This window comes from Burkholderia sp. AU31624 (assembly GCF_020420065.1).
Lineage (GTDB): Bacteria > Pseudomonadota > Gammaproteobacteria > Burkholderiales > Burkholderiaceae > Burkholderia.
The window spans coordinates 114,218-136,681 of the sequence record NZ_JAIZRT010000005.1; the positions used below are offsets into that span (position 1 = coordinate 114,218).

At 66.2% G+C, this 22,464-nt stretch carries 19 protein-coding genes; 2 read left to right on the forward strand and 17 right to left on the reverse strand.

The features are described from left to right. Positions 1–360 precede the first annotated feature (360 nt). Both pgeF and LGM89_RS19565 read right to left on the reverse strand, forming a co-directional pair. Positions 361–1,200, reverse strand: coding sequence for a peptidoglycan editing factor PgeF (pgeF, locus tag LGM89_RS19560; protein ID WP_089495299.1), 840 nt, complete (start codon positions 1,198–1,200; stop codon positions 361–363). A 6-nt stretch (positions 1,201–1,206) separates the two neighbouring features. Then, positions 1,207–2,415: an RluA family pseudouridine synthase gene (locus LGM89_RS19565; RefSeq protein ID WP_089494979.1), complete on the reverse strand. Its 1,209-nt coding sequence runs from the start codon at positions 2,413–2,415 to the stop codon at positions 1,207–1,209. A gap of 41 nt (positions 2,416–2,456) precedes the next feature. On the opposite strand from LGM89_RS19565, the gene LGM89_RS19570 reads away from it, so the two are divergent. Beyond that, entirely contained in the window at positions 2,457–3,281 is an 825-nt protein-coding gene (locus LGM89_RS19570) for an outer membrane protein assembly factor BamD (protein ID WP_011549700.1), read from the forward strand. Between the two features lie 121 nt (positions 3,282–3,402). On the opposite strand, the gene LGM89_RS19575 is transcribed toward LGM89_RS19570, so the two are convergent. The 3 genes from LGM89_RS19575 to LGM89_RS19585 form a co-directional block, all read right to left on the reverse strand. Then, positions 3,403–5,652, reverse strand: coding sequence for an ATP-dependent DNA helicase (locus LGM89_RS19575; RefSeq protein WP_226207692.1), 2,250 nt, complete (start codon positions 5,650–5,652; stop codon positions 3,403–3,405). Positions 5,653–5,707: 55 nt separating this feature from the next. Next, entirely contained in the window at positions 5,708–5,923 is a 216-nt protein-coding gene (locus LGM89_RS19580; RefSeq protein WP_006478692.1) for a YdcH family protein, read from the reverse strand. 76 nt (positions 5,924–5,999) lie between these two features. After that, positions 6,000–6,752, reverse strand: a complete 753-nt coding sequence (locus LGM89_RS19585; RefSeq protein WP_226273708.1) for a hypothetical protein — start codon at positions 6,750–6,752, stop codon at positions 6,000–6,002. Positions 6,753–6,912: 160 nt separating this feature from the next. Between LGM89_RS19585 and LGM89_RS19590 the strand changes: the two genes are divergently transcribed. Then, positions 6,913–9,237 carry a Tex family protein gene (locus LGM89_RS19590; RefSeq protein ID WP_226273709.1) on the forward strand — a complete coding sequence of 775 codons (2,325 nt, stop codon included), beginning with the start codon at positions 6,913–6,915 and terminating at the stop codon, positions 9,235–9,237. A 100-nt stretch (positions 9,238–9,337) separates the two neighbouring features. Here the strand turns inward: LGM89_RS19590 and LGM89_RS19595 are convergent, their stop codons facing one another. From LGM89_RS19595 to LGM89_RS19650, 12 genes are all read right to left on the reverse strand, one after another. Beyond that, the gene (locus LGM89_RS19595; protein WP_069248096.1) at positions 9,338–11,254 is read right to left on the reverse strand and encodes a potassium transporter Kup; all 1,917 of its coding nucleotides are present in this window, start codon (positions 11,252–11,254) and stop codon (positions 9,338–9,340) included. 276 nt (positions 11,255–11,530) lie between these two features. Then, positions 11,531–12,127 carry a phosphoribosyltransferase gene (locus LGM89_RS19600; RefSeq protein ID WP_011352251.1) on the reverse strand — a complete coding sequence of 199 codons (597 nt, stop codon included), beginning with the start codon at positions 12,125–12,127 and terminating at the stop codon, positions 11,531–11,533. Positions 12,128–12,134: 7 nt separating this feature from the next. Continuing rightward, positions 12,135–13,481, reverse strand: coding sequence for an adenylosuccinate synthase (locus tag LGM89_RS19605; RefSeq protein WP_011352252.1), 1,347 nt, complete (start codon positions 13,479–13,481; stop codon positions 12,135–12,137). 113 nt (positions 13,482–13,594) lie between these two features. Next, positions 13,595–14,743 (reverse strand): ATP phosphoribosyltransferase regulatory subunit, encoded by a 1,149-nt coding sequence (locus tag LGM89_RS19610; RefSeq protein WP_089472995.1) that lies wholly within the window; start codon positions 14,741–14,743, stop codon positions 13,595–13,597. A 114-nt stretch (positions 14,744–14,857) separates the two neighbouring features. Beyond that, a complete protein-coding gene (locus tag LGM89_RS19615) occupies positions 14,858–15,049 on the reverse strand; it encodes a DUF2065 domain-containing protein (protein ID WP_011352254.1) in 192 nt (63 codons plus the stop codon). A 36-nt stretch (positions 15,050–15,085) separates the two neighbouring features. Further along, the gene (hflC, locus tag LGM89_RS19620; RefSeq protein ID WP_089431157.1) at positions 15,086–15,985 is read right to left on the reverse strand and encodes a protease modulator HflC; all 900 of its coding nucleotides are present in this window, start codon (positions 15,983–15,985) and stop codon (positions 15,086–15,088) included. Between the two features lie 15 nt (positions 15,986–16,000). Then, positions 16,001–17,341 carry an FtsH protease activity modulator HflK gene (gene hflK, locus LGM89_RS19625; protein ID WP_089494983.1) on the reverse strand — a complete coding sequence of 447 codons (1,341 nt, stop codon included), beginning with the start codon at positions 17,339–17,341 and terminating at the stop codon, positions 16,001–16,003. A 47-nt stretch (positions 17,342–17,388) separates the two neighbouring features. Further along, a complete protein-coding gene (hflX, locus tag LGM89_RS19630) occupies positions 17,389–18,564 on the reverse strand; it encodes a GTPase HflX (RefSeq protein WP_226273710.1) in 1,176 nt (391 codons plus the stop codon). Positions 18,565–18,636: 72 nt separating this feature from the next. Next, complete coding sequence (gene hfq / locus LGM89_RS19635) at positions 18,637–18,876, reverse strand: RNA chaperone Hfq (RefSeq protein WP_006399927.1); 240 nt, start codon at positions 18,874–18,876, stop codon at positions 18,637–18,639. 154 nt (positions 18,877–19,030) lie between these two features. Next, positions 19,031–20,368, reverse strand: coding sequence for a ribosome biogenesis GTPase Der (gene der, locus LGM89_RS19640; RefSeq protein WP_046545849.1), 1,338 nt, complete (start codon positions 20,366–20,368; stop codon positions 19,031–19,033). A 247-nt stretch (positions 20,369–20,615) separates the two neighbouring features. Continuing rightward, positions 20,616–21,761: an outer membrane protein assembly factor BamB gene (gene bamB, locus LGM89_RS19645; RefSeq protein ID WP_089425558.1), complete on the reverse strand. Its 1,146-nt coding sequence runs from the start codon at positions 21,759–21,761 to the stop codon at positions 20,616–20,618. A 41-nt stretch (positions 21,762–21,802) separates the two neighbouring features. Next, entirely contained in the window at positions 21,803–22,432 is a 630-nt protein-coding gene (locus LGM89_RS19650; protein WP_039360256.1) for a tetratricopeptide repeat protein, read from the reverse strand. Between the last annotated feature and the right edge of the window lie 32 nt (positions 22,433–22,464).

Consider the following 22,464-nt stretch of genomic DNA (forward strand, 5'->3'; position numbering starts at 1 on the left):
TACCTGCCTTACCGGTGATTCGTGAGCGTCTATCGTGAAATCCTGCTCGCGCGCGGCATGCCGGCTGCGAGCCGGGCCGTCATGCTCTGGAGAGGCGTCTCCAGATTCTGCCGCAGTGCGGTATTTTTATCATTATCGTTTTCCCCATGTGAAGCGCCATGTCAAACCACTGAACATTTCCGTACGGAGATAATCCTCGCACAACAGACGGGACAAGGGTTCCGGCGAAACATAAAACATTTTGGTTGACTTGACTTCGGGATTTTTCATTCAATCGCGCATGCAGCGCGGCATCGCGGCCGAAATATCGAGATAACCCGATTTTGCGGCGCAATAAACTCCACGCGCATGCGCATGCCGTCAATCGGCCAGCCAGATCGCAGCTGCCATGCGGCCCGTCACGCGATCGCGCCGGTACGAATAGAACCGTGTCTGTTCGGTGACCGTGCAGGCCGTCCCACCGCTCACGTGCGCAACGCCAGCACGAGCGAGACGCAGGCGCGCGAGCGCATAAAGATCGGCGAGAAACTTGCCGGGCGCGCCATCGATCGCGACGAACGCAAGCCGGGTTTCATCATGCTCCGACTGCGGGGCCGTGTCGAGAAACGCGTCACGCACGTCAGCGCCGACCTCGAACGCCCGCGGGCCGATCGCCGGCCCGAGGTATGCATGAAGCGTGTCCGTCGCACCGCCCGCGAGTGCCGCGACACGCGCCGCGGCCTGCTCGACGATGCCGGCCGCCAGCCCGCGCCAGCCCGCATGGGCGGCGCCGACGGCGCGGCCCTGCGTGTCGCACAGCAGCACGGGCAGGCAATCCGCGACCATCACGACACAGACGGCACCCGCCCGGTCGGTGACGCTCGCGTCGGCCTGCACCGGCGCCGTCGCCATCGGCGCCGTCGCGATCACCTCGTCCGCACGCACGATCTTCGCGCCGTGAACCTGCTCGAGCCACGCAGCGCTCGACTGGCCTGCCAGCGCCAGCAAGCGTACGCGATTCCCTGCCACATGGGCCGGGTCGTCACCGGTATGCAGACCGAGATTCATCCCGCCCGGCAGCGCGTCTCCGCGCTGCCAACGCCCGTACGGGCCTTCGCTCACCCCGCCGTCGCGCGTCGTGATCAGCGCGCGCACGCGCGGCGACACCTGCCAGTCGGGCTGTATGCAGTCCTGCCACGTCAACGGCGCCAGGTTCGTCATCGGCACTCACTCCTCCTCATCGTCCAGGTCCGGCTCGTCGTCGTGATACTCGCCGCCGAAATCGTCATCGTCGTAGACACCGTCATCGTCGTCGAATTCCTCGTCGCCCTGCCCGAAGCCGAGCGCCGCGACGAGTGTGTTCAGGTCGTCCGGCAGCGGGCAACGCCACTGCATCGCCTTGCCCGTGACCGGATGCACGAGGCCGAGCCGCCACGCATGCAGCGCCTGTCGCGCGAACCCGTCCGGCAGCGGCGTGACCGAGCGCTTGCCGCGCGCACGTCCGTACACGGGATCGCCGAGCAGCGGATGCCCGGCGTGCGCGCAGTGCACGCGGATCTGGTGCGTGCGACCGGTCTCGAGATCGCACTGGATCGCTGAAACCGGCTGACGTTGCCACAGGCATGTGTCAACCGTGCGGAAATGCGTGCGCGCGGGCTTGCCCGATGCGCCCGTGACGACGGCCATGCGCGTGCGTTCGCGCGGATCGCGGCCGATAGGCGCGTCGATCGTGCCTTCCTCGGGCATCGTGCCCCACACGAGCGCGAAATAGCGGCGCTTCACCGTGCGCGCCTGCAACTGGCGTACGAGGTCCGTCTGCGCGGCCAGCGTGCGCGCCACCACCATCAGGCCCGACGTTTCCTTGTCGAGCCGGTGGACGATCCCCGCGCGCGGCAGGCCGGCCGCCGCGTCGCCGTAGCGATGCAGCAGCCCGTTGAGGATCGTGCCGCTCCAGTTGCCGGCGGCCGGATGCACGACGAGGCCGGCCGGCTTGTTGATGACGACGAGCGCGTCGTCCTCGTAGATCACGTCGAGCGGCACCGGCTCCGGCGTAAAGGCGAGCTGCTCGGGGAGCAGATCGGGCACGAGCTCGATCTTCGCGCCGAGCGGCACCGGCTGGCGGATCTTCGCCGGCGCGCCGTCGACGAGCACGCGCTTCGCCTCGATCCAGCTCTGCAGGCGGCTGCGCGAGAATTCGGGGAACAGTTGGGCGAGCGCCTTGTCGAGGCGTTCGCCCGCGAGCGACATCGGCACTTCGACGATGCGCGGCGCTTCATCGACCGCCGCGGACGGCACGACGGGCGGCTGCATTGCGTCGCCGGTCAGATCGTCATCGAGGGAATCCCCCGAGGCGGCGTCGGCGGGCCGATCGCTTGGGCTATAATCTTCGCGATTTGGTGTGCCCGGCTGGGCATTCTGCGAACTTGAACGGGTCATTTAGACTGGGTCACCGAGACTTGAAGCTAGGACATGCGAGCATGATGAATTCGACCAAACGCACGGCCAGAACCGTCGCCGCCCGGGCTGCGGCGGTAGCGGCCGCGGCCCTCATCGCCGGCTGCCACGGCTTGCCGCAGAAGCAGGACGAGACGGCTACCTGGTCGAACAACAAATTATACTCAGAGGCCCAGGACGCACTGTCCGGCGGCGACTGGGGCAAGTGCGCGAAATATTTCGAATCGCTGCAAGGTCGCGATCCGTTCGGCCATTTCGCGCAGCAGGCGCAGATCAACGTTGCATACTGCAACTGGAAGGATAACGAAGCGGCCGCCGCCGACCAGGCCGTCGACCGCTTCATCCAGCTCCACCCCGATCATCCGGATATCCCGTACGCGTACTACCTGAAGGGGATGATCCACTTCAACGACGATCTTGGCCTGTTCGGCCGCTTCTCTGGCCAGGACATGAGCGAGCGCGATCCGCAGGCACTGCGCGAATCGTACGATGCGTTCAAGGTCGTCGTCGACCGCTTCCCGAAGAGCAAGTACGCGCCCGACGCCGCCGCGCGGATGCGCTACATCGTCAACGCGCTCGCATCGCACGAAGTGCACGCGGCCGACTACTACTACCGGCGCGGCGCCTACGTCGCGGCCATCAACCGTGCGCAGCTCGCGATCAAGGACTACAAGGGCGCCCCGGCGATCGAGGACGCACTGCACATCATGATCCTGTCGTACGGCAAGCTGAACCAGCCGGAACTCGCCGAGGACACGAAGCGCGTGCTCGCCGGCACGTTCCCCGACAGCCCGTACGTCACGGGCCACTCGCGCCCCGGCGCGAAGAAGTCGTGGTGGCAGTTCTGACGACAGCACCGTGCGGCACGCGCTGCACGCACAAAAAACCCGGCCATCGAGCCGGGTTTTTTTATGGGCGCCACATTCAGGCGGCGCCGGTGCGATCGCGCGACGATCGCCGCACGCACCGTCACGTGCGCTTTGCCGAACGGTGCTCGTCGAAGAAGTCCTGGACGACCGCGATCTCGCGGGTCCGCTTGAACGGCGGCAGGCTCTGCCAGATCCGGCGCCCGTAGGGCTTGTCGACGAGCCGCGTGTCGCAGATCATCAGCACGCCGCGATCCGTCTCCGCACGAATCAGCCGGCCCGCGCCCTGCTTCAGCGTGATCACGGCCTGCGGCAACTGGTGCACGGCGAACGGGCTCAGCCCCTTCTTCGTCAGCGCGTCGAGCCGCGCGGCCAGCACCGGATCGTCCGGCGGCGCGAACGGCAGCTTGTCGATCACGACGAGCGACAGCGCGTCACCGCGCACGTCGACGCCTTCCCAGAAACTCTGGCTGCCGACCAGGATCGCGTTGCCATACGCACGGAAACGGTCGAGCAGTTCGGTGCGGCTTGCATCGCCCTGCACGAGCAGCGGCATGTTCCAGCCGCGCGATTCGATCACGTCGCGCAGCTTCGACGCGATCCGGTCGACCGCGCGCAGCGTCGTGCACAGCATGAACACGCCGCCGCCGGACGCCTCGATCGCCGGCAGCGCGGCATCGAAGACGGCATCGGTAAACGCCGGCGAAGACGGTTGCGGCAGGTTGCGCGGCACGTACAGCAGCCCTTGCGACTGGTAATCGAACGGGCTCGCGAGCGTCATCGAGCGACGCGAGCTGAGGCCCATTTGCGCCGCATAGTGCGTGAAGTCGCCGCGCACCGACAGCGTGGCCGACGTGAACACCCAGGCACGCGGCACGCCCGCGCGCTGCTTGGCAAAGATCGGCGCGACCGACAGCGGCGTTTCGTGCAGCTGGACCGTATGCGCGAACACTTCGACCCAGCGCACCTTCTCGTTCGGATCGCCGTCGGCGGCCGCCTTGTCGCCGGCCGCCGTTGCGTCGGCCTTCGCCGCCGCTTCCGTCGCGCCGGGTGCGACCCAGCCGGCCAGCAGGTCCTGCAGCTCGCGTGCGCGCCGCAGGCATGCGCCGAGCGATTCCGCCCGTTCGGCCTGGCTGGCAAGCGCCGACGCCAGCGCGTCGAGCGCAGCCTCGAGCGCGTCGAGCGCACCGAACATCGGGTGATCGTCGCCGAGCTGGGCGAGCGACATGCGGACGATCTGGTCGTTCGCGAACGCCAGGCGCAAGTCGCGCGCCGCGCGCTCGAGATCGCCGCCGAGCTTCACCCACTCGACCGCGTCGCGTGCATGGCTCAGGCCTTCCGCCACCGTGTCGCGGGCGAGCTCGAGAATCTGCGTCGTCGACAGCGTTTCGCCGAAGAACAGCGTCGCCGTTTCCGGCAACTGATGCGCTTCGTCGAAGATGACCGTGTTCGCGTTCGGCAGCAGCTCGGCCATCCCCGTATCGCGCAGCATGATGTCCGCGAAGAACAGGTGGTGGTTGACGACGACGACGTCGGCCTGCTGCGCCTCGCGCCGCGCCTGCATCACGAAGCAATCCTTGTAATGCGGGCATTCCTGGCCGAGGCAGTTGTCGCGCGTCGACGTGACCATCGACCACACGGGTGCCGTTTCCGGCACGCTCGCGAGCTCGGCCTTGTCGCCGCTCTTCGTGATCTTCGCGAAGCGGACGATTTCCTGCAGATACGCCGTATCCTGCCGCGACGGCAACCGGCCGTTGTCGGCCGTGCGCTGCAGGTAGTAGTGGCACAGGTAGTTGGCGCGGCCCTTCAGCATCGCGACCGACACCGGCACCGCCAGCGCGTTGCGCACGGTCGGGATGTCGCGCGCGAACAATTGGTCCTGCAGGTGTTTCGTGCCGGTCGACACGATCACTTTGCCGCCCCACAGCATCGCAGGCACGAGGTACGCATAGGTCTTGCCGGTACCCGTACCGGCCTCGACGATCAGCGTGTTGTCGCCGGCATCGCCGTCGACTTCGGCTGCCGCGGCGGCGTCCGCGCCCGTTTCGGCCGCCTTGTCGCCGTCGCCGAGGCGACGCGCCGGCCGCTTGCGGGTTTCGAAGATCTCGGGTTCGGGCATCCGGCGCGCGGACGCTTCCATCGCGGACGCGACGGCACGTGCCATCTCGATCTGCGACTGTCGCGGCCGATAGCCGTCGAGCGCACGCGCCAGCAACCCGCCTTCGCCGAAGATCGTGTCGAGTTCGTCGACGCGCTTGCGGCTCAGCTCAAAGGTGCCTTCGGGCGCACGAGCGCGCCCGGCGGGCGACACGTCGCGCCGGGCATCGGGGGTGGCTTCAAGCGGTGAATTCAAGGCAAGCGTTCCTGTGTCCAGCGCCCGGGCGGCGCCGGCGCTTGCCAGGCCGCGCTCAGGCGCGCTTATCCGGTTCCAGCTGCGATTGCAGCAAAATGATTTTGTCCTTGGCCGCCAGCTTTTCCTTCTTCAGCCGGTGCAGCGTGATGTCGTCGATGTCGGAGTGCCCTTCCTTCAGCTCGATCTCCCGAGCGAGCTGCTGGTGCTGCTCCTGCAATGCAGCCAAACGGTTGTGCAACTCCTGCTGCTGTTCCGTGTGACGGTTTTGCATACTTGCCTCCTCATCGAAGCAGCGCGCCGACTGGCGTGCCAGCGCGCCCGAGACTGATCTCGATCAATCCAACACGTTACTGCCCCTGCTGTTGCTTCTGCCGCGCCTTCTCGGCCGCTTCCTTCTGACGCTGCTCGACATCGGCCTTGTGCTGCACGGCTTCCTTCTGCTTCTGCTCGTAGCGCGCGGCGTTGTCCGCCCGCTCCTGCGCCTTCTGCGCGGCCTGCTGATGCGCCTGGTCGAGCTTGCGCTGGAAGTCGCCCTGCTTCTGGTCGTATGCCTGCTTGTTCGCCGCGCGCTGTGGCCCTTCCGCACCACGCTGCGCCTGCTTCAGCGCATTCTGCTCCTGCTTGTCGCGGAACGCAGCCGCGTTTGCCGCGTCGTTCGCCGCGCGCTGCGGTGCTTCCGCCGCGTTCTGCGCCGCCTTCAGCGCCTGCTGCTGGTCGCGCTGCTGCGCATGCACCGCCCGCTGCTCGTCGTTGAGCGCGAGTTGCTCCTGGCGGATGCTCGCCCGCTCGTCGCGCATCTGTTCACGCGCCTTGCCGAGACAGTGATTGACGAAGAACTTGCTGTAGCAATCGTGCTCGGCCACCGCATAACGATAATCGTTTTCTGCGGAGCGTTGATTGAGCACTTTTTGACGGGCGTCGAAATCCGGTGCGGCCGTGGCCGTCACGGGCGCAGCCGCGGCGGCGGCCGGCGCGGTGGCGTCCGACGCTTGCGCGAACGCGCCGGAAGGCCCTGCAGACAAAGCCGCGGCGAGCGCTGCGCCGAGCGCGACGAGAGAAATTCGGGAAGTTGGCAACGTCGTAGGAAAGCTGCGGGACATGTGTCAAATTCTATCACCCCCGGCTGGGCGCTCCGCCATTTATGGCAAAATGCCCCGCTTCACTCACCCGCGGCATCCGGCCCGTCGGGCCCGCCACGCAGCCCGCCGCCTCGGGCCTGCCGGCCCCCGCCGCGATTTCAGCAGGCAGATCATCCACGACATGACGGAAACCGTAGCACTCAAGATCGTACAGCGCATCGCCACCGAACTGTCCGTCCAGCCGCGCCAGGTCGCGGCGGCCGTGCAACTCCTCGACGAAGGCTCGACCGTTCCGTTCATTGCCCGGTACCGCAAGGAAGTGACCGGCAACCTGGACGACACGCAGTTGCGCCAGCTCGAGGAACGCCTCCTGTATCTGCGCGAACTCGAGGATCGCCGTGCGTCGATCCTGTCGAGCATCGACGAACAGGGCAAGCTGACCGACGAACTGCGCGCCGCGATCGACGCGGCCGACAGCAAGCAGGTGCTCGAAGACCTTTATCTGCCGTACAAGCCGAAGCGCCGCACGCGTGCGCAGATCGCCCGCGAAGCCGGCCTGGAGCCGCTTGCCCAGGCGCTCCTCGCGAACCCGCTGCTCGACCCGCAGGCCGAGGCAGCCGCGTACGTCGACGCCGAGAAGGGCGTGGCCGACGTAAGGGCCGCGCTCGACGGCGCGCGCGACATCCTGTCCGAGCAGTTCGGCGAGACGGCCGAGCTGCTCGGCAAGCTGCGCGACTATCTGCACAACCAGGGCGTCGTGTCGTCGGCCGTCGTCGAGGGCAAGGAAAACGAGGAAGGCGAGAAATTCCGCGACTATTACGACTACGCGGAAACGATCAAGACCGTGCCGTCGCACCGCGCCCTCGCGCTGTTCCGCGGCCGCAACGCGGGCGTGCTGACGATCAAGCTCGGCCTCGGCGAAGAACTCGACGCGCAGGTGCCGCATCCCGGCGAGGCGATGATCGCGCGCCATTTCGGCATCGCGAACCAGAACCGCCCGGCCGACAAGTGGCTGTCCGACGTATGCCGCTGGTGCTGGCGCGTGAAGGTGCAGCCGCACATCGAAAACGAGCTGCTCACGCAATTGCGCGAAACGGCCGAAACGGAAGCGATCCGCGTGTTCGCGCGCAACCTGAACGACCTGCTGCTGGCCGCGCCGGCCGGCCCGAAGGCCGTGATCGGTCTCGACCCCGGCCTGCGCACGGGTGTGAAGGTCGCGGTCGTCGACCGCACCGGCAAGGTGCTCGCGACCGACACGATCTACCCGCACGAGCCGCGCCGCGACTGGGATGGCTCGATCGCGAAACTCGCACGCATCGCCGCACAGACGCAGGCCGAGCTGATCAGCATCGGCAACGGCACGGCGTCACGTGAAACCGACAAGCTCGCGGGCGAACTGATCGCGAAGCACCCGGAGCTGCGCCTGCAGAAGATCGTCGTGTCGGAAGCCGGCGCTTCGGTCTATTCGGCATCCGAGCTGGCCGCGAAGGAATTCCCGGAGCTCGACGTGTCGCTGCGCGGTGCCGTCTCGATTGCACGCCGGCTGCAGGATCCGCTCGCCGAGCTCGTGAAGATCGAGCCTAAAGCCATCGGCGTCGGCCAGTACCAGCACGACGTGAACCAGCGCGAACTCGCCCGCTCGCTCGACGCGGTCGTCGAGGACTGCGTGAACGCGGTCGGCGTCGACGCGAACACCGCGTCGGCCCCGCTGCTCGCCCGCGTATCGGGCCTGAACGCGACGCTCGCGCGCAACATCGTCGACTACCGCGATGCGAACGGCCCGTTCCCGTCGCGCGAGCACCTGCGCAAGGTGCCGCGCCTCGGTGACAAGACCTTCGAACAGGCCGCGGGCTTCCTGCGCATCAACGGCGGCGAGAATCCGCTCGACCGCTCGTCGGTGCACCCGGAAGCGTATCCGGTCGTCGAGCGGATGCTCGCGAAGATCAGCAAGCGCATCGACGACGTGCTCGGCAACCGGGAAGCGCTGTCGGGCCTGTCCCCGACGGAATTTGTTGACGAACGTTTCGGCCTGCCCACCGTGCGCGACATCCTGTCCGAACTGGAGAAGCCGGGCCGCGATCCGCGCCCCGAATTCAAGACCGCGACGTTCCGCGAAGGCGTCGAGAAAGTGTCGGATCTCGTGCCCGGCATGACGCTCGAAGGCGTCGTGACGAACGTCGCCGCGTTCGGCGCGTTCGTGGACATCGGCGTCCACCAGGACGGCCTCGTCCACGTATCCGCGATGTCGACCAAGTTCATCAAGGATCCGCACGAAGTCGTGAAGGCCGGCCAGGTCGTCAAGGTGAAGGTGCTCGACGTCGACGTGAAGCGCCAGCGCATTGCGCTGACGATGCGCCTCGACGACGACGCGGCGGCACCCGGCACGTCGTCGCGCGGCGGCCAGGATCGCGGCAGCGCGGCGCGCGGCGCGGCCCGCCCGCAACGTTCGCGCGAGCCGGAACCGGCAGGCGCGATGGCCGCGGCGTTCGCGAAGCTGAAGCGCTGAGCACCCGCAAGCTTTCGTGACAGACAAAAAAGCCCGCCGAAAGGCGGGCTTTTTAACGACTACAGCAAACAGGCGCGCAGCCCGCGCGCCACACCTTGTGTCAGATCTCGATCTTCGTCCCGAGCTCGACCACGCGGTTTGCGGGAATCGAGAAGAAGTCGGTCGGCTTCGCGGCATTCTGGTGCATCCATGCGAACACACGCTCGCGCCAGATCGACATCCCGGGCAGATGCGTCGGCACGACCGTTTCGCGCGCGAGGAAGAACGACGTATCCATCAGCTCGAACGTCATGTCGTGCGTGCGGCCGAATTCCTCGAGCACGGCCTTCACGTCCGGCGTCTCGTTGAAGCCGTACTCGGCCTTGACGATATACAGCCCGCCGCCCGCATCACGCGAGGACTGACGCTTGTCGTCGCGCACGTAAGGAAAGTCGCGCGTGACGAACGTGAGGAAAATGGTGCGCTCGTGCAGCACCTTGTTGTGCTTCAGGTTGTGCAGCAGGCTGACGGGCACGAGCTTGTCGTTGCCGGTCAGGTAGATCGCGGTACCCGACACGCGATGCGGCGGATGCGCGAGCAGCCCCTGCAGGAACGGCTCGAGCGGGATACCGTCGGCCGCCGTGCGCTCCTTGACGATGTGACGCCCCTTGTACCAGGTCATCAGCAGGAAGAACAGCAGCGCGCCGATGCCGAGCGGCAACCAGCCGCCCTGCGCGACCTTCAGCAGGTTCGCGCCGAAGAAGCCAAGGTCGACTGCGAGGAACACCGCGATGATCGCGCCGACCAGCAGCCGGTTCCAGTTCCACACCTTCACCATCACGACCGCGGCGAGTACGGTCGTGATCACCATCGTCGCCGTCACCGCGATACCGTACGCGGCCGCGAGGTTGTCGGAGCTCTTGAAGCCGATGACGATGCAGAGGATCACGAACAGCAGCAGCCAGTTCACGACCGGCACGTAGATCTGGCCGATCGCGAGTTCCGACGTGTGCAGCACCTTCATGCGCGGCACGTAGCCGAGCTGGATGGCCTGCGACGTCAGCGAATACGCGCCCGAGATCACCGCCTGCGACGCGATCACGGTCGCGACCGTCGACAGCACGACGAGCGGCAGCAGCCCCCATTCGGGCGCCAGCAGGAAGAACGGGTTCTCGATCGCCTTCGGGTTCTGGATCAGCAGCGCGCCCTGGCCGAAGTAGTTCAGCACGAGCGACGGCATCACGAGCCCGTAAGCAGCGATGCGGATCGGCTTCGCGCCGAAGTGGCCCATGTCCGCGTAGAGCGCTTCCGCACCGGTCAGCACCAGCACGACCGAGCCGAGCACGACGTACGCCTGCAGCAGGTGATCGGCCATGAACGACGCCGCGTAATACGGGTTGATGGCGGCCATGATGCCCGGCACGCGCACGATGTGGTAAACGCCGAGCGCTGCGATCACGACGAACCACAGCACCATGATCGGGCCGAACAGCTTGCCGACCAGCGCGGTCCCGTGACGCTGGATCCAGAACAGCGCGATCAGGATCACGATCGTGATCGGCAGCACGAGATGGGACAGGTGTGGTGTCGCGATTTCGAGACCTTCGACCGCCGACATCACCGAGATCGCCGGCGTGATCACCGCGTCCCCGTAGAACATGCACGCGCCGAAGATCCCGAGCGCCATCAGCGCGCCCGCGACGCGGGTCTTCGAGTCGAGCGGCCGCAACGACAGCGCCATCAGCGCGAGCACGCCGCCTTCGCCGTTGTTGTCCGCGCGCATCACGAACAGCAGGTACTTGATGCCGACCACCAGGATGATTGCCCAGAACAGCAGCGAGATCACGCCGAGAATCGATCCTTCGGTGAGCGGAATGCCGTGTGCGGGGCTGAACGCCTCTTTGAGCGAATACAGCGGGCTGGTGCCGATGTCGCCGAACACGACGCCGATGGCTGCTATCGCTAGCGCCCGCATCGAATGTTGTTGCGTCGAATGCGGCGCGTGTGCTGCGTCGGTCGCGTGGATCGTGTCGTTCATATGAAGCGTAATAATCGGGTCCGGGTCGGACAAAACGAGCGCTATTCTACTCGCGCCCCCGTGAAACGCCGCCCTGCTCTGTTGCCTTGTCACCACGTGATCCACGCTGCGCATGCAATCCGGCGCAAGCTGTGGCAGGGCTGCCAATCATAGCCGGGGCAGCGCCGTCTGCCTACCCGAGCCACGGGACGCGCGGCGCCAGCGCGTATGACGCCCCAATGAAAAACGGCGCCGCAAGCGGCGCCGTACAAGGCTTTCCTTCGATTGGCCAGCCGCTTACGCGCCCGAGCCGTCGCGCTGTGCGCGACCGCGCTTGATCCACGCCTCGAGGTTGTGCGGGCGAACCGTGTCCCACTCTTCGAACGGCTGATGAATCCACGGATTCGTCGGCAGGAACTGCGTGTGATAGTCGGGCTTGACCTTCGAGCAACCCTTGTACCAGAGTACCGCCGAGCGCACGGCGGTCACCGACGGATAGCGCTCCTTCAGGTGCTCCTGCACGCGCGCAAGCGTGACGCCCGAATCGACGAGATCGTCGACCAGCAGCACGTTGCCCGCCAAGTTGCCGCGCGTCATCGTGATGTACTGCGCGATGTCGAGGTCGCCCTGCTCCGTGCCGGCCGCTTCGCGGTACGAACTCGTCGCGAGAATCGCGAGTGGCACGTCGTAGATGCGCGACAGTTGATCGCCGACGCGCAGGCCACCGCGCGCGAGGCACAGGATCTGGTCGAACTTCCAGCCCGATGCATGCACCTGGAGCGCGAGCAGCTCGATGAGACGGTGATACTCGTCCCAGCCTACCCACAGGTTCTTGTCGTCGTTGCGCGGATCGGTCATCAAGTCTGCCGCCGTCATCGTGATTTGCTGCGTCATCTGAAAATTACACCTTGAACGGATGGCGGAGCAGGATCGTTTCGTCGCGGTCCGGACCCGTCGACACCATGTCGACCGGCACGCCAGCCACTTCCTGGACGCGGGTCAGGTAAGCCTGCGCATTCGCCGGCAGTGCTTCCCACGTCTTGATGCCGACCGTGCTTTCCTTCCAGCCGGCAAACGTCTCGTAAACAGGCTCGCAACGGGCCACATCAGCGGCGCCGCGCGGCAGGATGTCCGCATCCTTGCCGTCAATCTTGTAGCCGACGCACAGCTTGACTTCGTCGAGGCCGTCGAGCACGTCGAGCTTCGTCATGCACAGGCCCGACACGCCGTTAATCTGGATCGAGCGGCGCAGCGCGGCTGCGTCGAGCCAGCCGGTGCGGCGCGGACGGCCGGTGACCGAACCGAATTCCTTGCCGACGTTCGCGAGCGTGACGCCAACCTGGTCCTGACGCTGCGGATTGTCCGCATCGTACAGTTCGCTCGGGAACGGGCCCGAGCCGACGCGCGTGCAATACGCCTTCGTGATGCCGAGGATGTAGTTGAGCTTCTGCGGACCCACGCCCGCGCCAGCCGACGCCGCACCTGCCACGCAGTTGCTCGACGTGACGAACGGATAGGTGCCGTGGTCGATATCGAGCAGCGTGCCTTGTGCGCCTTCGAACAGCAGGTTCTGGCCCGCATTGTTCGCGTCGTACAGGCGGCGCGACACGTCGGCCACCATCGGCTTCAGGCGGTCGGCATAACCAAGCATCGTGTCGAGCGTGGCCTGGAAATCGACAGCCGCGCCGCCCAGGTACTGGGTCAGCACGAAGTTGTGGAAATCGAGGTTTTCGCGCAGGCGGTCGGCGAAGGTCTTCGCGTCGAACAGATCCTGCACGCGCAGCGCGCGGCGGCCCACCTTGTCTTCGTACGCGGGGCCGATGCCGCGGCCGGTCGTACCGATCTTGCCCGCGCCCTTGCGCGCTTCACGCGCCTGGTCGATCGCGATGTGGTACGGCAGGATCAGCGTCGTGGCTTCGGAAATGAACAGGCGGTCGCGCACGTTCACGCCCGCTTCTTCCAGCTCGCCGATTTCCTTGAACAGTGCTTCGGGGGACAGGACGACGCCGTTGCCGATGTAGCAGGCGACGCCTTCACGCATGATGCCCGACGGAATGAGGCGCAAGATCGTTTTCTTGCCGCCGATGATGAGGGTGTGGCCGGCGTTGTGACCGCCCTGGAAACGCACGACGCCCTGAGCGTGGTCCGTCAGCCAGTCGACGATCTTGCCCTTGCCTTCATCACCCCATTGCGTTCCCACGACGACGACATTGCGCCCGGGAGTCACGTTCACTGCGCTGGCAGACATGTTGATTCGTTAGCTGGTTAAAAACGTATTCTACCTATGTTCGCGGGCGATTCCGAATTTTTCCGTTTCGCTTCAACGATATGCACGCCGAAGCACGTCCCGCGAACGCCTGTTTATCGGGGTTCGACCACCCATGCGCCGTTGCGCTCGACGAGCGAACGGTCGCATGCGAACTCGTCGAGCACATGATCGTGGCCCGGCAGCGCCTGGATCACGACCTCGCCCGCATCACGCAGCGCCGCGACGGCCGCGTTCAGCGCATCGTCCTGCGCCCACGGCGCGAGAATCGCGGTGCCGCGCGCCTCGACCGGCGAAATCCGCGCGAGCTCGCGCAGGTCGAGCGAGAAGCCCGTAGCGGGACGGGCGCGGCCGTACGCCTGGCCGACGTGGTCGTAGCGGCCGCCCCGCGCGATCGCGTTCGGCACGCCGTCGATGTAGGCGCTGAACATCGCGCCGCTGTGATATGCATAGCCACGCAGGTCGCCGAGATCGATCGCCACTTCGGCACCTTTCGCCTGTGCCGCGAGCTGTGCCAGATCGTCGAGCGCCCGCGTGATTTCGGGCAGCACCGGCAAGCGTGTGCGCGCCTCCGCGAGCACGCTTGCGTCGCCATAGAGATGCGGCAGCGCGCGCAGCGCGGCGCGCGTATCGGCGCCGAGATCGTCGGTGAGTTCGTTCAGCAGCGGCACGTCCTTGCCCGACAGCGCGTCGTACAGCGACTCGCCGCGCTCGGCGGCCTGCGCATCGCGCGCCAGCAGCGCCGCGAGCACGCCCGCATGGCCGAGGTCGAGACGGATGCGCGACAGGCCTGCGAGATGCAGCGCGTCGAGCATCAGTTGCTGGATCTCGAGGTCGGCTTCCAGTCCGGCATGCCCGTAGATTTCGGCGCCGATCTGGATCTGCTCGCGCGTCGCGTGCAGACCGCGCGGACGCGTATGCATCACGTGGCCCGCATAGCAGAGGCGCGTCACGCCCTGGCGGTTCAACAGGTGCGCGTCGATCCGCGCGACCTGCGGCGTGATGTCCGCACGCAGGCCGAGGGTGCGACCCGACAGCTGGTCGACCAGCTTGAAGGTGCGCAGGCGCAGGTCTGCACCGCCGCTCGTCAGCAGCGATTCGAGATACTCGAGCAGCGGTGGCATCACCATTTCGTAGCCATACGAACGGAAGCGGTCGAGCAGCCTGCGGCGCAGCTCCTCGATCTTGCGCGCTTCCGACGGCAATACGTCGGCGATATTCTCGGGAAGTAACCAGGTCGACATCGGTACGGTCCTACGACGGGAAACAGCGCGCGACACGCGCGCCGCGATGTGAATCGGAAATTCTGAATTCGGGCGGGACGAACGGCGGATGAGCCGTCCGGATCAGGTCTCCGGTCAGGTGGCGAGCAGCAGCAGTATGAGCCCGAGCACCATCACGATCAGCCCGCCGATCCGGATATGATGCGGCGGCCGCTCAGCTATTCTACGAAACGTGTCGCGCCAGGCGACGGGAAACACGAAGGGGAACGCCCCCTCGATGATCAGCATCAGCGCTACTGCGAGCAACAACGAGCCAGCCAGGTCCATGCGAGCGACGGCGCCGCTCGACGCGGCGCCCCAAGGTCAGTGTTTGCGGGGAGCAGGCGCCGCCGGTGCGGCACCGCCCGTCGGGCTGCGCATGAAGCGGAAGAACTCGCTGTCGGGATCGACGACGATGATGTCGTTGCGCTTGAACGTGTTCCGGTAAGCCTGCAGGCTCGCGTAGAACTGGTAGAACTGCGGATCGCGGCCGAACGCGTCGGCGGCAATCGTCGCGGCCTTCGCGTCGCCCTCGCCCTTGATCGTCTGTGCGGACTTGTACGCGTTCGCGAGCACGGCCTGCTGTTCGCGTTCGGCGTCCGCCTTGATCTGCTCGACGTCGGCCGCGCCTTGCGCACGCACCTGCGCCGCCTGATCTCGCAGCGCGCCGATCATCCGCTGATAGACGGCATCGGTCTGCGCGGCCGGCAAATCGACGCGCGTCAACTGGACGTCGACCACGTCGACGCCGAAACCGGACGCCTTCGCCTTCACTTCGTCACGGGCCGCATCGGCGATCGCACGCTGGCCGCCGAGCGCGTCGTCGAGCGCGCGCTTGCCGAACGCGTCACCGAGTGCGCTCTTCAGCGCGCCGGCGAGACGATCGCCGGCTGCCGACGGGTCACCGCCCGTCGTCGTGAAATACTTCATCGGATCGCTGATCCGGTACTTCACCGCGTAGGCGACGAGCAGGTCGCGCTTGTCTTCCGTTGCCAGTTGCAGCGGATCCGACGACTCGAGCGATTGCAGGCGCGTGTCGATCAGCGTGGCCGTCTGCAGCGGCGGCGGCAATTTGAAATGGATGCCAGGGCCCGCCAATTCGGGTTGCGCGCCGTCGCGCCCCGACAGCACGGCCGCATGGCGCGGATCGACGGTAAGGACGGTCGACGATGCCGCGAAGGCAACGATCACGATTGCGACGACGAGCGCAATGATTCGGTTCATGTTCTGCGCTCCCCGTTACTTCAGATCGTCTTCGCGCGACCGGCTGCGAAACGCCTCGCGCGATCGCAGCACGTCGGTGCCCGACGCCGCCACGGCCGACGCCGCACTTGCGGGCGCCGCTGCAGCCGGCGCGGCAGCCGCCGGTGCCGACGCGGCGTCGGGTGCGGATGCGCCCGTGGACGTCGCGGCGTTTTGTCGCCCCTGCTCGACGAGCTTGTCGAGCGGCAGATACACGACGCTGTTGCCGCCCTTGTTGCCGACGAACACCTTCGTCGAATTCGAATAGATTTCCTGCATCGTCTCGAGATACATTCGCTCGCGGATCACCGCGGGCGCCTTCGAGTACTGCGCATAGACCTGCTTGAAGCGGTCGGCATCGCCTTCGGCTTCCGTGACCACGCGATCGGCATACGCCTTCGCTTCGTCGACGAGCTTCGCCGCATCGCCCTGCGCCTTCGGCAGCAGGTCGTTTGCATACGCTTGCGCGGCGCGCTTCGCGGCCTCGCGCTCGTCGCGTGCCTTCGCGACTTCACCGTACGCGGCCTGCGTCTGCTCGGGCGCCGCAACGCTCTGCATCGTGACGGCCGTCACCTCGAGCCCCGACTGGTAGCGATCGAGATCGCGCTGGATCGCGGCCGCGAGCTGCTCGCGCAGCGCGTCGCGGTCCTGGTTCAGCACGTCGGCCGCGCTGCGCGTGCCGACGATCGCACGTACCGCGGCCTGGGCGGCCTGCGAGACACTGCGCTCGGGGTCGACACTGCGGAACAGGTAATCGGTCGCGGAACGGATGCGGTACTGCACGATGAAGCGCACGTCGACGATATCGGCGTCGCGCGTCAGCATCGCCGCTTCCTTCACGTTCGCGAGACGCACGACGTTGTTGCGGCCGATTTCGATCGAGCGGACCTGCGACGTATCGACGATCTCGTGCGACGCGAACGGATACGGCGCGCGCCAGTGCACGCCCTGACCGACCGTGCCCGACAGCTTGCCGAGCTGCAGCACGACGCCCGTCTGCCCTTCCTGCACAACGAACAGCCCGCTGCCTGCGTAGACCGCGACCAGCACGCCGATCACGATGCCGACGCCGACGCGCGCGGCTCGCCCGTTGTCAGGACGGAAGCCGTTGCCGCCCTTGCCGCCGAACAGGCCGTTCAGGCGCCGGTTGAAGTTGCGCCACATCTCGTCGAGATCGGGCGGACCATCGCCGTCGCCGCCTTGCGGACGCTTCGATTCGTTCGGGCGGGGACGGGATCCGTCTTTGCCATTGCCTTCGCCGCGTCCCCAGCGGGGATCGTTGATCGACAGCAAGGCGCGCATCCGCCGCCAGGTACTCCGCTCGTTGTATTCGTTCACCAGAGTTTGTTCACCAGATTAGACGCCGACGAACCGGCCGGGACCGGTTAGCGCCCGTGTTCGGAAATCGTGTGGTCTTCGTGTGGTTCAGCGGGGGCGCCGTCGAGCGCGCCGTTGGGTAACGTCGCGCTGGAAAGGTGTTCCGCGGAGGCGATTTCGGCGATGGCGGCACGCAACGCGTCAAGACCCTGACCGGTGCGCGCGCTCAAAAAGACGCGCGAAATATTACCATACTCGTCCCGCTCGACCGCGTCGCCGCGGGCCGCCAGTTCAGGCACGGCGTCGATCTTGTTGAACACCAGCACCTGGCGGATCGTGTCCGCGCCGATCTCGTGCAACACGCCATTGACCTGCTCGATCTGTTCAAGCCTGACCGCGCTCGATGCATCGACCACGTGCAGCAGCAGATCCGCGTGGATCGTTTCCTCGAGGGTCGCGCGGAATGCGGCGACCAGCTGGTGAGGCAACTCGCGGATGAACCCGACCGTATCCGACACGACGATCTGGCCGACCTCGTCGCCGAGGTACACGCGCCGCGACGTCGTATCGAGCGTGGCGAACAGCTGGTCGGCCGCGTAGGCCTGCGCTTTCGTCAGCGCATTGAACAGCGTCGACTTGCCCGCGTTCGTATAGCCGACGAGCGACACCGACATCGTGCCGCTGCGCGCACGCTGGCGGCGTTGCGTGCTGTGTTGCCGGCGCAGCCGGTCGAGCCGCGATTTCAGCATCTTGATGCGTTCGCCGATCAGCCGACGGTCGGTTTCGAGCTGGGTTTCACCGGGGCCGCGCAGGCCGATACCACCCTTCTGCCGTTCAAGGTGGGTCCATGCGCGAATGAGCCGCGTCGACAGGTACTGAAGCTGCGCGAGCTCGACCTGCAGCTTGCCTTCATGGCTGCGGGCACGCTGGGCAAAGATGTCGAGGATGAGGCTGGTGCGATCGACCACGCGCCTGTTAAGTGCCTGCTCCAGATTACGTTGCTGGGCGGGCGCCAATGCGTGGTTGAAGATGACGATTTCGACGTTGTGCGCGTCGCAGGCGAGCCGGAGTTCTTCGGCTTTGCCGCTGCCGATGAACATCTTGGCATCGGGACTGGCACGACGCCCCGTGAGGGTGACTGCGGGACGGGCTCCCGCGCTGGAGGCGAGAAGACTGAGTTCTTCGAGGCTGGCTTCGAAATCGGTCTTGCCGAAATCGATGCCGACGAGCGCTGCGTTGATCAAATTTTCAGGTGTCAAGATAAGGCGGCTGGCATCAGTCGCTCGCGGCGACCGGATGCCGGCCGCTGCGATAGGTTAGGACGAGGCTTCCGCGTCCGGGTGGAAATTCACCGGGCGCGCCGGCACGACCGTCGAGATGGCGTGCTTGTACACCATCTGGGTCACCGTATTACGGAGCAACACGACGTACTGGTCGAACGATTCAATGTTCCCTTGAAGCTTGATGCCGTTGACGAGGTAGATCGAAACGGGAACGTGCTCTTTGCGCAGTGCGTTCAAAAACGGGTCTTGTAACAATTGCCCTTTGTTGCTCATGGCGTACTCCATCTTTTTTTGCAGGTTGATCTGGACTGGCGGCGAAGAAAAAGAGATCCGGCGCCAATCGCTACACTATAGCCGATTTTGCCTGGCCCGCCGGGGGCATAGGCCTTGCGGCCAACCCCTTGCGTGACGCGTGTAACAGACGTCTTCAGCTCTTGTCCGCGTACGGATTGTTCGACGAACGGAACTCTATGCGCAATGGAGTCCCTGTCAGCGAGAAAGTTTCGCGGAACCGGTTTTCCAGGTAACGCTTGTACGTTTCCGTCACGGCGTCGAGCGCGTTACCGTGGATGACGATGATCGGCGGATTCTGGCCGCCCTGGTGCGCGTAGCGCAGCTTCGGACGCACCGGGCCGCGACGGCGCGGCTGCTGGAATTCGACTGCCTCGATCAGCGCGCGCGTGAGCTTCGGCGTCGGCAGCTTCGCCATCGCCGCGGCGTACGCGTCGTCGACCGAGCGCATCAGCGTGCCGATGCCCGTCTTCTTCGTTGCCGAAATGAAGTGCGATTTCGCGAAGTCGAGGAATTTCAGCTTGCGGGTCAAATCCGCTTTCGCGCGATCGCGCGCATGCTCGTCGAGCCCGTCCCACTTGTTGACGCCGATCACGAGCGCGCGACCCTGTTCGACGACGAAGCCGGCGATGTGTGCGTCCTGGTCGGAAATGTCCTGCTGCGCATCCAGCAGAAGAATGACCACGTTCGCGTCTGAGATCGACTGCAGCGTCTTCACGACCGAGAACTTCTCGATCGCCTCGAACACCTTGCCGCGGCGGCGCAGGCCGGCCGTGTCGATCAGCGTGTACTTCTTGCCGTTGCGCTCGAAGTCCACGTAGATCGAATCGCGCGTCGTGCCCGGCATGTCGAACGCGATCACGCGATCCTCGCCGATCAGCGCGTTCACGAGCGTCGACTTGCCGACGTTCGGGCGGCCGACGATCGCGATCTTGATACCGCGCGAAGGATCGTTCTCGTCCTCTTCCTCCGGACGGTCCGCGTACGCGACATCCAGCGCCTCGTTGATCATGTCGGTGACGCCGTCACCGTGCGCAGCCGAGATCGCACGCGGATCGCCGAGCCCGAGCTCGTAGAAGTCCGTCGCGACCGCCGTGTACTTCATCCCCTCGGCCTTGTTGACGACCAGGAAGATCGGCCGGCCGGTCTTGCGCAGGTAGTCGGCGATCGACTTGTCCTGCGGCGCGAGCCCGTTGCGGCCGTCGACGATGAACACGACGATGTCGGCTTCCTCGACGGCCTGCCGCGTCTGGCGCGCCATCTCGTGCAGGATGCCGTCCTTCGCGACGGGCTCGAAGCCGCCCGTGTCGACGACCAGGTACGGCCGCTCGCCCACGCGCCCTTCGCCGTAATGGCGATCGCGCGTCAGGCCCGGCAAGTCGGCGACCAGCGCATCGCGCGAGCGCGTGAGCCGGTTGAACAGCGTGGATTTCCCCACATTGGGGCGCCCAACGAGGGCAATGACCGGTTTCATCTGTGTTTTCTACGGTGAAGCGCAGCAGCGGGAGGCCCGCTGCTGCGGGCGGCTGCGCTGAATGAAAATATCACGAATTCGCGCCGCGCCGGATGCGCGCGCCTGGCGCGCGCTGCGCGCCATCGTCTTTCGTCTCGAACTGCCTTTCAAATACCGAGCGGCCGGGAGCACCGGCCGCCTTCAAGTCACGCGGCCGCGGCGCACGGGACAAGCCCGTCGCGCCGCGGCCGCGCATGTTTCCTGCGCGTCAGCGCGGACGGAATCCGTACAGGCCGCCGTCCTTCGTCTGCACGACGAGCGTATTGCCCGCGAGGACCGGCGCCGCCGTAATCGCGCTGCCGTCGGTCTTCATCCGTGCGATGAAGCTGCCGTCTTCACGCGACAGGAAGTGCACGAAGCCCTTGTAGTCGCCCAACACGACCGCATGCCCGAGCAGATACGGCACGCCGACGTCACGGCTCTTCAGCTTGTCGTTGCGCCACAGCTGGTTGCCCGACGCAGCATCGTACGCGGTCACGACCGACCAGTCGTCGCCGCCGGCGACCACCGAATCGTCCTGCGCGAGGCCGCTGCGGCTCGAGAACGCCTTTTCCCACAGCGGGCGGCCCGAGTTCGCATCGAAGCAGCCAAGCTGCCCCTGGAACGTCACCGCGCAGGCTTCCGCGCCCACGAGCGTCGGCGGACCGCTGACGTCGTTGATGCGCTCGACCTCGGTCACACCCTTCGGGAACGACACCGGCGTCTGCCAGAACGGCTCGCCCGTCTGCAGGTTGATCGCGACCAGCCCGCCGCCGGGGAAGCCCGCCAGCACCGCCGCGTCACCCGCGAACGTCATGCCGGCCGACACGCGCAGGTTCAGCGGCACCGCACGGTTGCGGTAGTTCCACTTCTGCTCGCCCGTCTGCGCATTGAACGCGATCACCTGGCCGTCGATCGTGCGGACGACCACGAGGCCGTTGCCGACGAGCGGCGGCGAGAAGATCTCGCCCTGCACGGTGGTCTTCCACAGTTGCTTGCCGTCCGGGCCCAGCACGAACACACCGCCCTTCAGCGCGCCGACCGCGGTCAGGTTGCCGTCGCTGCCGACACCGGCCGACAGGTCGGAGCCGACCTTCGCGCGCCAGAGCGTCTGGCCCGTCTTCGCGTCGATCTTCTCGACCGAACCGTTTTCGCCCGCTGCATAGACGGCGTCGCCCACGGCTACCGGCGAGAACAGGTAGCGCCCGCCCTTGCCGACGCTCGCCTTCCAGACCTGTTGCACGTCCATCACGGGCTTGAACTCGGTGAGCGGCGTCGGCACGCGGCGCGCGTCCTTCGACGACGAGCAGGCCGCCAGTGCAAGGACAGCCGCCGCGCAGGCAACGGGCACAGCGTAACGTTTCAGCAAATTCATCGGTTAGCGAAGCAGAGTTAAGAGGTTGAGGGGACCGGGGTTCAGCCGCCGAGCGCGTCCAGCTTGAACTGCACGAGCTGACGCGCGGACTGGTCGTCCTTCGACAGGCCGTCGAGCGCGAGCTTGTACGCCGCGCGCGCATCGTCGGTCTTGCCTTGCGCGGCAAGCAGATCGCCGCGGCGATCGGCCACGAGGCCCTTGAATGCATCGACCGGCGTACCCGACAGCAGCGCGAGGCCCGCATCGTACGCCTTCTCGTCGAGCAGCAGCGACGCGAGACGCAGCTTCGCGATCTGCTTGTACTCGTCATCCTTGGCGTGATCGACGGCCCATTGCAGCTGCGCCTTCGCACCGGCCGAGTCGCCGGCTGCGTACAGCGTCTTCGCAGCGGAGAGTGCGGTCATCTGCGCATACGGCGTGCTGCCGAACTTGTCTTCCATGTCGGCGGCCGCGCGCGCGATCGTCGCCTTGTCGTTCGCGGCGGCGGCCTTCTGGACCTGTTCGTACAGCCCGGACGCCTCGGCAGCCTGACGGCGCTGCCAGTAGTTCCAGCCGTTGAAACCGGCCGCGACGACGAGCGCCGCGAGCACGATCCACGTGGTGAGGTTGCCCCAGCGGGCCCACCACGCCTTGACACTTTCAATCGATTCTTGTTCGTCGTGGTAACTCATCGGCGAGCGATTCCTTCCTGTTCAGGCTTTTC

Coding starts and splice junctions, on each gene's coding strand:
- LGM89_RS19650 (WP_039360256.1), bottom strand. CDS start 22,432: ATGAGTTACCACGACGAACAAGAATCGATTGAAAGTGTCAAGGCGTGG.
- hflC (WP_089431157.1), bottom strand. CDS start 15,985: ATGAACCGAATCATTGCGCTCGTCGTCGCAATCGTGATCGTTGCCTTC.
- LGM89_RS19600 (WP_011352251.1), bottom strand. CDS start 12,127: ATGACGCAGCAAATCACGATGACGGCGGCAGACTTGATGACCGATCCG.
- LGM89_RS19605 (WP_011352252.1), bottom strand. CDS start 13,481: ATGTCTGCCAGCGCAGTGAACGTGACTCCCGGGCGCAATGTCGTCGTC.
- LGM89_RS19580 (WP_006478692.1), bottom strand. CDS start 5,923: ATGCAAAACCGTCACACGGAACAGCAGCAGGAGTTGCACAACCGTTTG.
- LGM89_RS19610 (WP_089472995.1), bottom strand. CDS start 14,743: ATGTCGACCTGGTTACTTCCCGAGAATATCGCCGACGTATTGCCGTCG.
- hfq (WP_006399927.1), bottom strand. CDS start 18,876: ATGAGCAACAAAGGGCAATTGTTACAAGACCCGTTTTTGAACGCACTG.
- LGM89_RS19615 (WP_011352254.1), bottom strand. CDS start 15,049: ATGGACCTGGCTGGCTCGTTGTTGCTCGCAGTAGCGCTGATGCTGATC.
- der (WP_046545849.1), bottom strand. CDS start 20,368: ATGAAACCGGTCATTGCCCTCGTTGGGCGCCCCAATGTGGGGAAATCC.
- LGM89_RS19570 (WP_011549700.1), top strand. CDS start 2,457: ATGATGAATTCGACCAAACGCACGGCCAGAACCGTCGCCGCCCGGGCT.
- bamB (WP_089425558.1), bottom strand. CDS start 21,761: ATGAATTTGCTGAAACGTTACGCTGTGCCCGTTGCCTGCGCGGCGGCT.
- LGM89_RS19565 (WP_089494979.1), bottom strand. CDS start 2,415: ATGACCCGTTCAAGTTCGCAGAATGCCCAGCCGGGCACACCAAATCGC.
- LGM89_RS19590 (WP_226273709.1), top strand. CDS start 6,913: ATGACGGAAACCGTAGCACTCAAGATCGTACAGCGCATCGCCACCGAA.
- LGM89_RS19595 (WP_069248096.1), bottom strand. CDS start 11,254: ATGAACGACACGATCCACGCGACCGACGCAGCACACGCGCCGCATTCG.
- pgeF (WP_089495299.1), bottom strand. CDS start 1,200: ATGACGAACCTGGCGCCGTTGACGTGGCAGGACTGCATACAGCCCGAC.
- LGM89_RS19585 (WP_226273708.1), bottom strand. CDS start 6,752: ATGTCCCGCAGCTTTCCTACGACGTTGCCAACTTCCCGAATTTCTCTC.